We start from the raw sequence: 14,994 nt of genomic DNA, 5'->3' as shown, positions 1-14,994 counted from the left end.
AGAAAAAGATTTTTTTATCAGCATAAAGCAATTTTTTATAAAAAGAGGAACTAAATTCGGTTTAAACTACCAGATCTCGTAAAAACTTTCTTTAGAAATTTCATCTCCATCACAGTCATCAATAGTTAATGTTCCTTCGCACAAACCACCAAATTTATCTTCTTGATTTTCTAAATCATATTTGGTAATTTTTCCGTTTTTATAAACAGTAATTTGTTTTAAAACTTCATCTGCATCGTTCGTTTCAAAATACCAAGTTGAGAAACCCCAATCTGCATGTTCATCATCTCTATTTTCGTCCCAAAATTGTGAAAAGTAATTCATTATATAACTGATTTAAATTGTTCTAAAAGACGTTTGTCATTTTCGTAAAACATTCTAATATCAGGAATTTGATATAATAACATTGCAATACGTTCTATGCCCATTCCAAAAGCGTAACCAGAATATTTTGTTGGATCAATATTGGCATTTTTCAATACATTAGGATCGACCATTCCACAACCCATAATTTCTAACCAACCGGTACCTTTTGTAATTCTATAATCTGTTTCTGTTTCTAATCCCCAATAAATATCTACTTCTGCACTTGGCTCTGTAAAAGGGAAATAAGAAGGTCTTAACCTAATTTTAGACTTTCCAAACATCTCTTTTGTAAAGTATAAAAGTGTTTGTTTTAAATCAGCAAAAGAAACATCAGTATCAATATATAAACCTTCTACTTGATGAAAAATACAATGTGCTCTTGCAGAAATATCTTCGTTTCTAAAAACTCTTCCAGGAGAAATTGTGCGTATTGGCGGTTTATTTTCTTCCATATAACGCACTTGCACAGAAGAAGTATGTGTACGCAATAAAATATCTGGATTTTGCTCAATAAAGAACGTGTCTTGCATGTCCCTTGCAGGATGATATTCTGGCAAATTCAACGCTGTAAAGTTGTGCCAATCATCTTCAATTTCTGGCCCTTCAGAAACAGTAAAACCAATTCTATTAAAAACCTTAATAATTTGATTTCTAACCAATGAAATTGGATGTCTAGAACCTAATTCTATTGGTTCTGACGGACGTGTTAAATCTCCGTAAAAAGATTTTTCGCTGGTAGAATTTTCTAAAGCTTCTGTTAATTCAGCAACTTTATACTCTGCAGAGGCCTTTAAATTGTTTAATGCTTGTCCAAAATCTTTACGCAACGCGGCATCCACATTTTTAAATTCTGCAAATAAATCTTTTAATAAACCTTTAGAACCTAAATATTTAATTCTAAAAGTCTCAACTTCGTCTTTTGTTGTTGCTTTAAAAGATTTTACATCACCAATAAGCTCTTTTACTGTATCTAACATTACATAATAAATTAAACGGCGAATTTACACCTTTTTATTTTTGTTGAATCTAATTTTTGAGTTGAATACTTAAATTTTATTAAAGTTCTAAACTAGAAATTGAATATATTGTACGTCATAAAAATGGAATTAAAATGAAAGAAAATATCTTATCAAACTTAAAAACATACGCATTTAAGGAGGTTACTTTTGATAAATTAATGCAAAATAGAATTAATAAGGTATTAATAGTTTGTTCTAATTACGATTTTTACATGCTTGAAGAAGATGGTAGAATTGAGGAACGAATCTTTAATGAATACACCTCTTTAAATTTAAGGCATCCACCAAATTTTATTCATGCAAATTCTGCAAAAAGAGCTATTATAATGATGGAATCTCATCAAATTGACATTGTTATTACTTGGTTAGATATTGGTAATCATAATGCTTTTGAATCATCAAAAAAAATTAAAGAAGCCTTTCCTGATGTACCAATTGCTGCTTTAAGTTATCATTCTTCGCTATTAAGAAGTAAGCTACAAAAAGAAAATACCGATAGTATAGATTTTGTTTTTCACTGGAATGGAAATGCAGACATATTTTTGGCCATCATAAAATTAACAGAAGATAGAATGAATGCCGAAGTTGATATTAATGTTGTGGGTGTTAAAGCCATATTATTAGTAGAAGATTCGCTAAAATTTTACTCTAGATATATTCCACTTATTTATAAAGTGATCCTTAAACAAACACAAGGATTAATGTCTGAAGGCTTAAATGAGCACAGAAAAATGATGTTAATGCGAGGAAGACCAAAAATTTTACTAGCTACAACTTATGAAGAGGGTATTGGTTTATTTGATACTTATAAAGATAATTTATTAGGGGTAATATCCGATGTTAATTATTATAAAGATGGCGTGAGAAATAAAGAAGCAGGATTCTTATTTTTAGATTATGTAAGAAATTATAAACGGTATTTTCCTTTTTTAATTCAATCATCGAATGCAAGTAACGAAAAACGAGCGTTAGAACTTAAAGGTAAATTTTTATACAAACACTCAGAAACTTTAGGTGTTGATATAAAAAATTATATCATGAAATATTTTGCTTTTGGAGACTTCGAGTTTTGGGATCCTACGCAAATGAAAGTTTTAGCAACAGCCAAAGATTTAGGTGAATTTCAAAGAGCGATAAAAAATGTTTCTGAAGATTGTTTGATGTATCACGCAACAAGAAGCGAGTTTTCTAAATGGTTAAAATCAAGAGCCCTTTTTTCTTTAGCAGATTTACTTAGCGTTATAGAATATGATGAATTTGAAAACAATGATCAAATAAGAGACTTTTTAATTAACTCTATTAAAGCATACCGAGTATACAGATCTAGAGGTGTAATTGTAAAATTTAACAAATATAAATACGATGAGTTTGTTGGCTATGCAAGAATTGGTGAAGGTGCTTTAGGCGGAAAAGCAAGAGGTTTGGCTTTTATAGATTCCTTTTTAAAACGTAATAGTTTATATAATAAATTTGAAAACGTAAGTATAACAATACCAAGAACGGTAGTAATAAGTACCGATGTTTTTGATCAGTTTATAGAGACCCACAAATTAATTAAATTTGCTGCAGAATGCACAGATGACGATAAAATATTAAATAAATTTATTTCAAAGGATTTACCAGAATGGGCGCTAGAAGATATTAAGGCATTCTTAGAAACAACCAAATGTCCCATTGCTGTGCGTTCCTCTAGTATGTTAGAAGACTCAAATTATCAGCCTTTTGCGGGGGTTTTTGCAACGTATATGATACCAAATTCTGACATAAACAAAAAAGTTGAAATGGTTTCTAATGCCATTAAATCGGTTATTGCATCTGCCTTCTTTGAAAACAGTAAATCCTATTTAAAAGCGATATCACATACTATAGAAGAAGATAAAATGGCTGTAATTTTACAAGAAGTTACAGGTAAACAATATCAAGATGTATATTATCCAAATATTTCTGGAGTAGCACGTTCTATTAATTTTTATCCTATTGGAGAAGAAAAGGCAAGTGAAGGAATTGCTAATATTGCTCTTGGTTTAGGTGAAATAATTGTTGGGGGCGGACAAACATTACGCTTTTCACCCTATTATCCAAAAAAAGTGTTGCAATTATCTTCTCCAGGCTCTACGCAAAGAGATACGCAACAGTATTTTTATGGTTTAGATCTTGATCCTGATAGTTATAAAATTTCAACTAGTGAAGCAATCAATAAAAAGAAAGTAACAATCAGAGAAGCAGAAAACCATGGTTCCTTAAAGTTTGTAGCATCGACATACGATTTACAAAATAATACAATTAAACCGGGCGTAATGCATGATGGTATTCGTGTAATCACGTTTGATAATATTTTAAAATACAATACGTTTCCGTTGCCAGAAATTTTACAAGAACTCTTACGTGTTGGGCAACGAGAAATGAGAAATCCAATAGAGATAGAGTTTGCCGTAAAGCTAGATGTTCCGCCAGGGAAACCAAAAGAATTTAGCTTTTTACAAATAAGACCAATCATACAAAGTATGGAAACGGTTAGTAAATTACCTGAAAATTTAGATATTTCTGAGACCATAATTTATTCTGAATCTGCTTTAGGAAATGGAAAATATGAAAACATTTTCGATGTAGTTTATGTAAAACCAGAAACTTTTAATTCAGCCAATACAAGAGATATTGCAAATGCAGTTGAAGAAATTAATAGAAAATTTGTTGCATTAGATAAACCTTATATTTTGGTTGGCCCGGGGCGCTGGGGCTCAAGTGATTCTTGGTTAGGAATTCCTGTGCTTTGGTCTCAAATTTCAGCAGCAAAAATAATAGTAGAATCTGGTTTAAATAACTTTAGAATAGATCCAAGTCAAGGAACCCATTTTTTTCAAAATTTAACATCATTTAAAGTGGGGTATTTAACGATAAATCCGTTTATAGATGATGGTTTTTTTGATGTAGATTACTTAAATAAACACGAGGCTGTTTTTGAAGATTCTTATTTAAGGCATATTTCCTTTAAAAATGCACTTACAGCTATTATTGATGGTGAAAATAATAAAGCAGCTATTTTTAAAGAAGGTATTTCATTGGAAAACAGTGCTTCAAATATAGAAGAATCATTTGAAGAATTACCTCCGGAAGGATTTATGTAAAATGTATATATAATAAAAAAGTCTTCAAATAAATGAATAAACATTAAGATTCATAAAAAACGGATAAATTATTGTTAAATATTAAAAAACTCGATAAATATTCCATTTTAAAATCAATTTTAAAATGTATTTTTGATGTATAAAATTATTCTATAAAAGTTATTAAGTATATCAATATGAATGTAAAAGAAATTTTAACAAATTTGGAAACGAAACACCCTGGTGAAAAAGAATATTTACAGGCTGTTACCGAAGTTTTAGTGTCTATTGAGACTATATATAATGAAAACCCACAATATGAAGCGGCTAAAATTATTGAACGTTTGGTGGAGCCAGATCGAATTTTAACATTTAGAATTTCTTGGATTGATGATGCAGGCCATGTTCAAGTAAATTTAGGGCATAGAGTACAATATAATAATGCGTTAGGACCTTACAAAGGAGGAATCCGTTTACACCCGAGTGTAAATTTAAGTATCTTAAAGTTTCTAGGATTTGAGCAAATATTTAAAAACGCCTTAACAACACTGCCAATGGGAGGTGGAAAAGGAGGTTCAGATTTTAATCCAAAAGGAAAATCGGACACCGAAATTATGCGTTTTTGCCAAGCATTTATGTTAGAATTGTGGAGAATGATTGGACCAAGTACAGATGTGCCAGCTGGGGATATTGGCACCGGTGGTAGAGAAATTGGGTTTATGTACGGAATGTATAAAAAACTACAGCAAGAACATACAGGCGTTTTTACAGGAAAAGGTTTAAATTGGGGAGGAAGCTTAATTAGACCAGAAGCAACAGGTTTTGGTGGTGTTTACTTTACAAAGGAAATGCTAGAAACTAAAAATGATGATTTTAATGGTAAAATAATTTCACTTTCCGGTTTTGGAAATGTAACCTGGGGTGTTGCTTTAAAAATCACCGAATTAGGCGGAAAAGTAGTTACAATTTCTGGTCCTGATGGATATATTTATGATGAAAAAGGTTTCGATCATGATAAAATAAGTTATTTATTGCAGTTAAGAGCATCTAATAATGACATTGTTTCTCCGTATGCAGATGAATTTCCAGAAGCCAAATTTTATGCTAATGAAAAACCTTGGAGTGTAAAATGTGATATTGCAATGCCTTGTGCAACTCAAAATGAATTAAACGAGGAAGATGCAATAAAACTGGTTGCAAATGGCGTACAATATATAGCAGAAGTTTCTAATATGGGTTGTACCCCAGAAGCTGTTCATGTATTTCATAATGCCAAAATTTTATATGGACCAGGTAAAGCGGTAAATGCCGGTGGAGTAGGAGTTTCTGGTTTAGAAATGTCTCAAAATGCGATGAAGCTAAATTGGACTAAAGAAGAGGTAGACGATAAATTACATCAAATAATGCATTCTATTCATACCGCTTGTTTAAAATACGGAACACAAGAAGATGGTTATATAAATTATGTAAAAGGAGCAAACATAGCTGGTTTTATTAAAGTAGCAGATTCTATGTTAGATTTAGGAGTTGTGTAAAAAATATATTTGAGTTAGTCATTTAATTTCTGTATATTATACCCTTTAAAACAAGAGATATGGAACAATTTGAAGGTCAAGATATACTAAACTTTATAAAAGAATTACCAAATGATGCTGCGTGTAAAGCGTATTTAGCCAAAATAAAATGGCAAGATGGATTTACTTGTATGAAATGTGGTCATACCAAAGGCTGTGAAAAAGTAGATTATAGATACCATTGTTATAACTGTCAACACGTAGAAAGCGCCACTGCAAACACCTTATTTCATAAAGTTAAATTTGGATTGCAAAAAGCCTTTTGTGTGGTTTTTGAAATGAGTACAAGTAGTAAAAGTATTTCAAGTATTCAAATGGGAAAACGTTTTAGCATTCGCCAAGGAACAGCGTGGTATTTCATGCAAAAAGTGCGTAAAGCAATGAAAAGCAGTCAAAAATATCCTTTAGAGAAATTAATCCATGTTGATGAATTTACTGTTGGAGGGAAAGAAGAAGGCAAACAAGGAAGAAGTTATGATACGAAAAAGAAAAAGGCTGTTATCGCAGTAGAATTAACAGATGGCAATAAAGTTAAAAGAGTTTATATCAGATCCATCAAAGACTATTCTGCAAAATCATTAACCCCGATATTTGAAGAGCATATAAGCACATCTGCTAAAATAGTAACTGATAAATGGAGAGGTTACCAACCTTTAAAAGAGATGTATGACATTGACCAAATATATAGTAATAATGGTGCTAATTTCAAACAATTACACATTGTGATTATGCAAGTTAAGTCATGGTTGAGAGCAATACCAACCCATGTAAGTAAATGGCATATTCAAGCATACTTTGATGAGTTTTGTTTTAGAATTAATCGCTCTCAATTTAAAACCAGCATATTTCATAAAACGATTAATAGAATGGTAGAAAGTAAACCAATATATCAAAATCAAATAAAACAGATGCTAAGCGTATAACTCAAAAATATATTTTAAAGACTAAAATGAATCATTTTTTTGATGCATTTTTTTTATTTTCAAAGAAATATCAAGTAGTATTATCCAAATTTTGTTGGAATTGTAGGAGTAATTTTGGGTATTTTAATTTACTGATATTGAAAAATTCTTACATTTACATCGTTAAATTTGTATACAAATCGTAGAAAATCAAATCAAACATTATGGAATTAAAGATTAAAGAGTTTATGGAAATGGTGAAAACTAGAAATAACCATGAGCCAGAATTTTTACAAGCCGTTCAAGAAGTTGCAGAAACTGTAATTCCTTATATCGCAAATCACGATATTTATAACGGTAAAAATATTTTACTTAGAATGGTAGAGCCAGAAAGATTAATTTCTTTTAGAGTTTCTTGGGTAGATGATAATGGAGAAATACAAGTAAATAGAGGATATAGAATACAAATGAATTCGGCAATTGGCCCTTATAAAGGTGGTTTGCGTTTTCATCCAACAGTAAATGCAAGTATTTTAAAGTTTTTAGCATTTGAACAAGTGTTTAAAAACTCGTTAACTACTTTGCCAATGGGTGGTGGAAAAGGTGGTTCTGATTTTGATCCAAAAGGAAAATCAGAAAATGAAATTATGCGTTTTTGTCATTCATTTATGTCAGAATTGTATAGACATATTGGTCATAATACAGATGTTCCTGCCGGGGATATTGGTGTTGGTTCAAGAGAAATTGGATTTATGTTTGGTATGTATAAAAAATTAAACAACTCATTTACAGGAGTTTTAACTGGTAAAGGTGCGTCTTGGGGTGGTTCTTTAATTAGACCAGAAGCAACAGGGTATGGTACGGTGTATTTTGCACAAAATATGTTATTGCGTAAAGAAGATTCTTTTGCAGGTAAAAAAGTAGTGATTTCTGGTTCTGGAAACGTTGCACAATATGCTGCAGAAAAAGCGATAGAATTAGGTGCTACTGTTTTAACTTTATCAGACTCTGGAGGCTACATTTTAGATGAAGAAGGAATCAACACAGAAAAGTTGAAGCATATAATGTACATCAAAAATGAAAAAAGAGGAAGAATTAGCGAATACACAGAAAAATATCCAAATGCAAAATTTGTAGCAGGAGGAAGACCTTGGTCTGTGAAATGTGATATTGCGTTACCATGTGCAACTCAAAATGAGTTGAATGGAGACGAAGCAAAACAATTAATTAAAAACGGTTGTATGTGTGTTTCTGAAGGAGCAAATATGCCTTCTACACCGGAAGCAATTCATGAGTTTCAAAATGCAAAAATATTATTTGCTCCAGGAAAAGCCTCAAATGCAGGGGGAGTTGCAACTTCTGGTTTAGAAATGAGTCAGAATTCTTTAAGATTAAGTTGGTCTCGTAAAGAAGTAGATGATAAATTAAAAGATATTATGGAAGATATTCATGATTCTTGTGTAGAATATGGTGAAAATGAAGACGGAACAATAGATTATATCAAAGGTGCAAATATTGCAGGTTTTGTAAAGGTTGCAGACGCAATGTTAGCCCAAGGAGTTGTATAAAGATTTAGTAGTAAATTTAAATATAAAAAACGCATCAATTTATTTGATGCGTTTTTTTGTAAGTATATATACCGTAGTTTTAAAAAAAATTATAATACCTATCAATTTTTAAGTAATGATTTTAGTTTCACATTTTTTCTTCGGATTTATTTTTTCTTTTCTGGGCTCGATAACTCCAAGTATGCTAAACATGACAGCGCTAAAAATTAGTTTAGAAAACGGTAAAAAAGAATTAAATGAATATGCAATTGGTGTTTCGGTAGTTGCACTTCCACAAGCTTATATTTCTGTTTTTTTAACGAAAGGGATTGTAGAAAATCCATTAATTATAGAAACCTTAGAAAAAATAGCGATTGTAATTTTTGTTTTTTTATCTTACTATTTTTACAGAGAATCAAAAAAAAGGAAAATTAAGATTGAAACAGGTGCTGTAAAAAAGGAAAATGCTTTTTTAGCAGGAATTACGTTATCTGTTTTAAATATGTTTTCGATTCCTTTTTTTTGCGGAATAGTGGCAACTTTAGATGCTTTTAATAGGTTTAGTTTTGATGTTATTTCCGTTTTATTTTTTATTTTAGGAGCTGCAATTGGTACATTTTATATCCTTTTTTTATATGGGAAATCCGCTAATTTTATTCAGAAAAAGACTGGGAAACTAACAAAAGACATCAATATAATTTTAGCTATTTTAACCGCATTCGTAGCTGTTTTAGCAGTAATTAATCTATTTTTTTAAAGAAGAGATGAAAAATATAAACAACATAGAAGTTAAAGGAAAACACAACAAACCTATCGTTACAGATGTTTTTTATAAAGAAACAAAGAAACCAAAAAAATAATTATTTTTTGTCACGGGTACAAAGGATTTAAAGATTGGGGAGCTTGGAATATCTTGGCGGAAACTTTTGCAAATGCAGGGTTTTTCTTCATCAAATTTAATTTTTCGCATAATGGAGGAACTGTTGATAACCCAATAGATTTTCCGGATCTAGAAGCTTTTGGTACTAATAATTATACAAAAGAATTGGATGATTTAGAAACCGTAATCGATTGGATTTCTGGTAATTCGGATTTTAAAAATGAAATTAATTTAGAAGCTATTTCTTTGATTGGGCATAGTAGAGGTGGAGGAATCGTGTTATTAAAAGCAAATGAAGATAACAGAATTAAAAAAGTAATTACGTTGGCGGGAGTTTGTGATTTTGAAAAAAGAACAGCTACAATTGGCGATTTAGAGCAATGGAAAAAAGACGGCGTAAAATATGTTTTAAACGGAAGGACAAAACAGCAAATGCCTCATTTTTATCAGTTTTATGAAGATTTTATCAAAAATAAAGAACGTTTTAATGTGAAAAAAGCAACTGAGAATTTAAAAATCTCGCAGTTAATTATTCATGGAGATGCTGATACTTCTGTTTTGATCGAGGAAGCAGAAAATTTACATAAATGGAATCCAAAAAGTGAATATCAAATTATTGAAAATGCAAATCATGTTTTTAATACTTCTCATCCGTGGAAAGAAAAAATGGGATCAAAAGAATTAGAAATTACCGTAAAATTTTGTGTTGAATTTTTGAAGTAAATAGATTGTTAAAACAAAAAAAATCGAACATTTCTGTTCGATTTTTTTTGTTTTATATTGCCCTGAAAAAACACTTCGACAAGCTTAGTGTAAAAATTAAGAATAAATTATTTTTTATTTATTTCTTTAATATATTTATCTAAAGCCATTGTCATAGAAGGTGTATCCGGAGTTGGTGCTTCAATATCGCACTTTAAACCAGCTTCTGTAACTGCTTTTATGGTAGAATTACCAAAAGCTGCTATTCTTGTATTATTTTGTTTGAAGTTTGGGAAATTATGAAATAAAGATTCTATTCCTGAAGGACTAAAAAACACTAAAACATCATAAAAAACATCTTCTAAATCAGACAAGTCACTAACTACCGTTTTATATAAATCTACACGTGTCCAATTAATGCCTAGTTCATCTAATTCAGCAGGTATTAAAGGTTTTAACTTATCCGAAGAAGGTAATAAAAACTTCTCTGTTTTGTGTTTCTTTATTAACTTGGTTAAATCTGTAAACGTCCTTGTGCCAACATAAATCTTACGTTTTCTATACACAACATATTTTTGTAAATAATAAGCTACGGCCTCAGATTGACAAAAATATTTCATAGAATCTGGCACTTTAAAGCGCATTTCTTCTGCAACTCTAAAAAAGTGATCTACAGCATTTCTGCTTGTTAAAATAATTGCAGTAAAGTTTTTAAAATCAATTTTATGTAACCTTATATCTTTAACCGTAATCCCTTCAACATGAATAAAAGATCTAAAATCGATTTTTACTTTTTGTTTGTCAGACAAATCAAAATAAGGTGAAGTTTCTGTCTTGGGAGCAGGTTGTGATACTAAAATTGTTTTCACTCTCATATGCTTTCGTTCTATAATTAAAACATCATTTTAAACAATATAAATAGCGGGGCTATTTCAACGGCGCAAATGTACAAAATAAAATAAAACAACTTATTAAATATCAGCTTTTTGTTACTTACTATATGAATTACAAATCTTACAATAAATAACAAGGCTGCAAAATAAAATAAATACCATTGTTTTAAACCTATATATTCACTTAAAACTATTGCTAAATATAGTAAAAATGTAATTGTATGTAAATAATTAACCTTTGAAACAATGAAAAAACGCACGTCTCTTTTGATTAAAAATAAGTAAAAAAGCAAATACTCTAAAGTTCTTTTAATTAAAAAATAAGATAATAAACTTAAAAAAACGGGCAGATAAGACGAAAAGCTTGATACATTTATTGATAATCTATACGTTTTAAAGCGATACGCTAATAGGGATAATACAATTACCGTAAACATGAAAATTACGATCTTAAAGGAGTCAAAAAAGCTTGTATTTTCTTCAGACTCGCTTTCTATAAAGTTGATATTAAACAAACTAAAAACACTTCCTTTTAATCTATTGGTGTCTAATGCTTTTAATAAAACTACGCCTATAAATAGTAGCATTATTAATGCTGTAACCCAACTCTTAGTAGTTATTATTTTTTCTAGTGCTTGCAAGTAGTTTTCATTTCGTTATGATTAACACAAAATTAGTAATTATATAATGTATATTTGTTTTCTTACTTACATATATTATTTATTTATGTCTGATTCATTAGTTATTATCCCCACTTACAACGAAAAAGAAAATATTGAAGCTATTATAAGAGCCACTTTCAATCAAAGAAAAGCATTTCATATCTTAATTGTTGATGACAATTCTCCAGATGGAACTTCAGAAATTGTTAAAAATCTTATTACGGAATTTCCAAAACAGCTTTTTTTAGAAAAAAGAATTGGTAAACACGGCTTAGGAAGTGCTTATATTCATGGATTTAGGTGGGCAATTGAAAAAAAATACAATTATATTATAGAAATGGATGCCGATTTTTCTCACAATCCAAAAGATTTAATTCGTTTATATAATAAGTGTTATAAAGACGGCGCAGATGTTTCTATTGGGTCAAGATATTCGCAAGGTGTAAATGTTGTTAATTGGCCAATGAAACGAGTACTTTTATCTTATTTTGCATCAAAATATGTGCGTTTTATAACCAGAATTCCGGTTTTTGACACAACTGCAGGCTTTGTTTGTTGGAAAAGAAATGTGTTAGAAACCATTAATCTTGATAAAATTAGGTTTGCTGGTTATGCTTTTCAAATTGAAATGAAATTTAAAGCTTGGAAACATAAATTTAATATAAAAGAAGTTTCAGTTATTTTCACTGACAGAACTTTAGGAACGTCTAAAATGAGCGGAAATATTGTGTTTGAAGCACTTTTTGGAGTAATAAGAATGCGTTTAAAAGGCTTACCAAAATAAATGATAAACAAACCTATTTCTATTAGAACTGCAAATTTAGATGATTTAGAAACTTTGTTACAATTTGAACAAGGAGTTATAGGGTTCGAAAGACCTTTAGATTCTTTTTTGGCGGATGGTGATTTGTGTTATTATAATATTCCGCAATTAATTACTTCGAAAAAAAGTCATTTAATTGTTGGGGTTCTTAATGATGAATTAGTTGCTTCTGGATATATTAGATTAGAGGATTCTAAAGAATATCATAAAAATTTAAAGCATGGTTATATTGGTTTTATATTTGTAAAACCTGCGTTTAGAGGACAAAGAATTAGCAGTCTAATTTTAGAATCTTTAAAAGGCTGGGCAAAAGAAAAAGACTTGAAAGAGCTAAGGCTAGATGTGTATAGTAACAATGTTGGCGCTATAAAAGCTTATGAAAGATTCGGACTTATAAAGAGTTTAGTAAATATGAGAATGGATATTTAAAAACGCGATTAATTAGGCATAACATTAAAAACATCAATAATAAAGTTTGCGAAAACCTTTGTGTAATTGCTATTAAATAATAATGAGAATGAAGAAATCAATTTTAATAAAAAACGCAAAAATTGTAAATGAAAATACTATTTTTTTAGGTGATGTTCTCATTGAAAATGAAATTATAAAACAAATTTCATCAGAAATAAAAGCTCCCGTCAATGTAGAAATTATTAATGCGGATGGGAAGTATTTAATTCCGGGTTTTATAGACGATCAAGTGCATTTTAGAGAACCTGGTTTAACACACAAAGGGAATATTGCAGCAGAAAGTAGAGCTGCTATTGCTGGCGGAATTACAACTTTTATAGAAATGCCAAACACAGTTCCGCAAGCGACCACTCAGAAATTATTAGAAGATAAATTTACAATTGCTGCAAAAGATTCGTACGCAAATTATTCTTTTATGTTTGGTGGTACCAACGATAATTTAGAAGAATTATTAAAAACGGATTCTAAAAAAGTAGCCGGAATTAAATTATTTTTGGGGTCGTCTACCGGAAATATGTTGGTGGATAATGAAGAAATTTTAGAAAAAATTTTCTCATCAACCAAAATGATTATTTCTGTGCATTGCGAAGACGAAGCGACCATCAGAAAAAACACGGAAGAGTTTATTGAAAAATATGGCGAAGATATTCCTATAAAATATCATCCAATAATTAGAAGTGAAGCCGCATGTTATTTGTCTTCATCCAAAGCAATTGAACTGGCTAAGAAAACAGGAGCAAGGTTGCACGTTTTTCACTTATCCACTGCTAAAGAAACGCGTCTTTTTAGAAACGACATTCCTTTAGAAGAAAAGCAAATTACATCAGAAGTTTGTATTCATCATTTGTGGTTTTCAGATAAAGATTATGAAGAAAAAGGAACGCATATTAAATGGAATCCTGCGGTAAAAACAGAGGCAGACAGGTTGGGTTTATGGGAGGCTTTGTTAGATGACAGAATTGATGTTATTGCGACAGACCATGCACCACACACTTTAGAAGAAAAAAGTAATAAGTATTTAAAAGCGCCAAGTGGTGGACCGCTTGTACAACATGCAATCGTTGCAATTTTAGAGAAAGTAAAAGAAGGCATAATTTCAATTGAAAAAGCAGTTGAAAAAATGAGCCATAATCCTGCAAAATTATTTCAAATAGAAAAACGCGGATTTATAAAAGAAGGTTATTTTGCTGATATCGTTTTAATTGACACGAACAAACCACAAACTGTTTCTAGAGATAATCTCTTATACAAATGCGGCTGGTCTCCTTTTGAAGGAACAACATTTTCATCCACCATAACGCACACATTTGTGAATGGAAATTTAATTTATAATAATGGTGTTTTAATGATGAAATTAAAGAAAACGCATCACTTTTAATCGTTAAAATGAAGAAAATAAGTTATTTATTAATTTTTATATTTTTGGTTTCTTGCACAAGTAATACTATTTTAGAAGAACCAAAAGACTTAATTCCCAGAGATACAATGCGTCTTTTAATTCAAGAAATGATGATTGCATCTTCCGCTAAATATGTTAAAAATAAGAATCTAGAAACTAAGATTGAATACATGTCTTTGGTCTACGATCAATTTAAAATTGATAGTGCCCGTTTTCAAACTAGTAATGTGTATTATATGTCTAAAATAGATTTGTATCAAGAAATTTTTGAGGACGCGAAAGCTAGCTTAGAAAAAGAGAAAAAAAATAACGACGATATAAATACTAGACGAGATTCGATACGAAATGACTCTCTAAACAAGGTTAGGGAAATTAAGAAAAATAACATAAAAGAGGATAGTTTGGTGTTAAATAAAAAAGATTTTAAGGTAAAGAATGCTCTTTAATATAGTTTTTACAAATCTCTTCAACTGATTTTTCTGTTTTTTCAAATTTAAAATTAAGTATTTTTTCTATTTTTTCTGATGAATATTTAGAAACTGCATGTGCAGATCTAGCCGAATATTTACTTAATAAAGGTTCTTTTCCTGTAATTTTTGATAGGAGCCAAGCAACTCGCCAAAAGATATTGGTTTGCCAGGATTTTATTTTT

General features: G+C 30.2%; 13 protein-coding genes and 2 pseudogenes. 10 read left to right on the top strand and 5 right to left on the bottom strand.

Features of this window, described 5'->3' with window-relative positions:
• Window positions 1-66 precede the first annotated feature (66 nt).
• Together BST83_RS01695 and pheS are read right to left on the bottom strand one after the other, a co-directional pair.
• Window positions 67-324 (bottom strand): hypothetical protein, encoded by a 258-nt coding sequence (locus BST83_RS01695; protein ID WP_104808315.1) that lies wholly within the window; start codon window positions 322-324, stop codon window positions 67-69.
• Window positions 324-1,343 (bottom strand): phenylalanine--tRNA ligase subunit alpha, encoded by a 1,020-nt coding sequence (gene pheS / locus BST83_RS01690; protein ID WP_104808314.1) that lies wholly within the window; start codon window positions 1,341-1,343, stop codon window positions 324-326. Before pheS ends, BST83_RS01695 begins: the two co-directional genes overlap by 1 nt.
• A gap of 134 nt (window positions 1,344-1,477) precedes the next feature.
• Between pheS and BST83_RS01685 the strand changes: the two genes are divergently transcribed.
• The 6 genes from BST83_RS01685 (at window position 1,478) to BST83_RS01660 (ending at window position 10,115) form a co-directional block, all read left to right on the top strand.
• Complete coding sequence (locus BST83_RS01685) at window positions 1,478-4,510, top strand: PEP/pyruvate-binding domain-containing protein (protein ID WP_104808313.1); 3,033 nt, start codon at window positions 1,478-1,480, stop codon at window positions 4,508-4,510.
• Window positions 4,511-4,686: 176 nt separating this feature from the next.
• Window positions 4,687-6,024 (top strand): NADP-specific glutamate dehydrogenase, encoded by a 1,338-nt coding sequence (gdhA, locus tag BST83_RS01680; protein WP_104808312.1) that lies wholly within the window; start codon window positions 4,687-4,689, stop codon window positions 6,022-6,024.
• Between the two features lie 59 nt (window positions 6,025-6,083).
• Window positions 6,084-6,986 (top strand): IS1595 family transposase, encoded by a 903-nt coding sequence (locus tag BST83_RS01675; protein WP_104808311.1) that lies wholly within the window; start codon window positions 6,084-6,086, stop codon window positions 6,984-6,986.
• A 203-nt stretch (window positions 6,987-7,189) separates the two neighbouring features.
• Window positions 7,190-8,533: an NADP-specific glutamate dehydrogenase gene (gdhA, locus tag BST83_RS01670; RefSeq protein WP_104808310.1), complete on the top strand. Its 1,344-nt coding sequence runs from the start codon at window positions 7,190-7,192 to the stop codon at window positions 8,531-8,533.
• Window positions 8,534-8,648: 115 nt separating this feature from the next.
• Complete coding sequence (locus BST83_RS01665; RefSeq protein WP_104808309.1) at window positions 8,649-9,269, top strand: LysE family transporter; 621 nt, start codon at window positions 8,649-8,651, stop codon at window positions 9,267-9,269.
• 156 nt (window positions 9,270-9,425) lie between these two features.
• The gene (locus BST83_RS01660) at window positions 9,426-10,115 is read left to right on the top strand and encodes an alpha/beta hydrolase family protein (protein WP_367889122.1); all 690 of its coding nucleotides are present in this window, start codon (window positions 9,426-9,428) and stop codon (window positions 10,113-10,115) included.
• A 107-nt stretch (window positions 10,116-10,222) separates the two neighbouring features.
• On the opposite strand, the gene BST83_RS01655 is transcribed toward BST83_RS01660, so the two are convergent.
• Window positions 10,223-10,969 (bottom strand): uroporphyrinogen-III synthase, encoded by a 747-nt coding sequence (locus BST83_RS01655; protein ID WP_104808308.1) that lies wholly within the window; start codon window positions 10,967-10,969, stop codon window positions 10,223-10,225.
• 17 nt (window positions 10,970-10,986) lie between these two features.
• Entirely contained in the window at window positions 10,987-11,628 is a 642-nt protein-coding gene (locus BST83_RS01650; RefSeq protein WP_104808307.1) for a DUF4271 domain-containing protein, read from the bottom strand.
• Between the two features lie 85 nt (window positions 11,629-11,713).
• On the opposite strand from BST83_RS01650, the gene BST83_RS01645 reads away from it, so the two are divergent.
• The 4 genes and pseudogenes from BST83_RS01645 (at window position 11,714) to BST83_RS01630 (ending at window position 14,788) form a co-directional block, all read left to right on the top strand.
• Window positions 11,714-12,433 (top strand): polyprenol monophosphomannose synthase, encoded by a 720-nt coding sequence (locus tag BST83_RS01645; RefSeq protein WP_104808306.1) that lies wholly within the window; start codon window positions 11,714-11,716, stop codon window positions 12,431-12,433.
• On the top strand, window positions 12,434-12,901 hold the full coding sequence (locus tag BST83_RS01640; RefSeq protein WP_104808305.1) for a GNAT family N-acetyltransferase: 468 nt from the start codon (window positions 12,434-12,436) through the stop codon (window positions 12,899-12,901). It begins immediately after the preceding gene.
• 88 nt (window positions 12,902-12,989) lie between these two features.
• Window positions 12,990-14,328, top strand: a pseudogene (locus BST83_RS01635) (dihydroorotase).
• 1 nt (window position 14,329) lies between these two features.
• The gene (locus BST83_RS01630; protein ID WP_104808303.1) at window positions 14,330-14,788 is read left to right on the top strand and encodes a DUF4296 domain-containing protein; all 459 of its coding nucleotides are present in this window, start codon (window positions 14,330-14,332) and stop codon (window positions 14,786-14,788) included.
• Here the strand turns inward: BST83_RS01630 and BST83_RS19735 are convergent.
• A pseudogene (locus BST83_RS19735) lies at window positions 14,766-14,994 on the bottom strand (NAD-dependent epimerase); the annotation flags it as partial. The gene BST83_RS01630 and the pseudogene BST83_RS19735 sit on opposite strands and share 23 nt — an antisense overlap.

The organism is Polaribacter filamentus (assembly GCF_002943715.1).
GTDB lineage: Bacteria > Bacteroidota > Bacteroidia > Flavobacteriales > Flavobacteriaceae > Polaribacter > Polaribacter filamentus.
Note: the sequence above shows the minus strand (reverse complement) of the source record. Positions and strands in the feature narration are given on the sequence as shown.

Excerpts from the sequence above, each read along its gene's own strand:
- BST83_RS01695 (WP_104808315.1), bottom strand. The coding sequence starts at position 324 with ATGAATTACTTTTCACAATTTTGGGACGAAAATAGAGATGATGAACAT.
- pheS (WP_104808314.1), bottom strand. The coding sequence starts at position 1,343 with ATGTTAGATACAGTAAAAGAGCTTATTGGTGATGTAAAATCTTTTAAA.
- BST83_RS01685 (WP_104808313.1), top strand. The coding sequence starts at position 1,478 with ATGAAAGAAAATATCTTATCAAACTTAAAAACATACGCATTTAAGGAG.
- gdhA (WP_104808312.1), top strand. The coding sequence starts at position 4,687 with ATGAATGTAAAAGAAATTTTAACAAATTTGGAAACGAAACACCCTGGT.
- BST83_RS01675 (WP_104808311.1), top strand. The coding sequence starts at position 6,084 with ATGGAACAATTTGAAGGTCAAGATATACTAAACTTTATAAAAGAATTA.
- gdhA (WP_104808310.1), top strand. The coding sequence starts at position 7,190 with ATGGAATTAAAGATTAAAGAGTTTATGGAAATGGTGAAAACTAGAAAT.
- BST83_RS01665 (WP_104808309.1), top strand. The coding sequence starts at position 8,649 with ATGATTTTAGTTTCACATTTTTTCTTCGGATTTATTTTTTCTTTTCTG.
- BST83_RS01655 (WP_104808308.1), bottom strand. The coding sequence starts at position 10,969 with ATGAGAGTGAAAACAATTTTAGTATCACAACCTGCTCCCAAGACAGAA.
- BST83_RS01645 (WP_104808306.1), top strand. The coding sequence starts at position 11,714 with ATGTCTGATTCATTAGTTATTATCCCCACTTACAACGAAAAAGAAAAT.
- BST83_RS01640 (WP_104808305.1), top strand. The coding sequence starts at position 12,434 with ATGATAAACAAACCTATTTCTATTAGAACTGCAAATTTAGATGATTTA.
- BST83_RS01630 (WP_104808303.1), top strand. The coding sequence starts at position 14,330 with ATGAAGAAAATAAGTTATTTATTAATTTTTATATTTTTGGTTTCTTGC.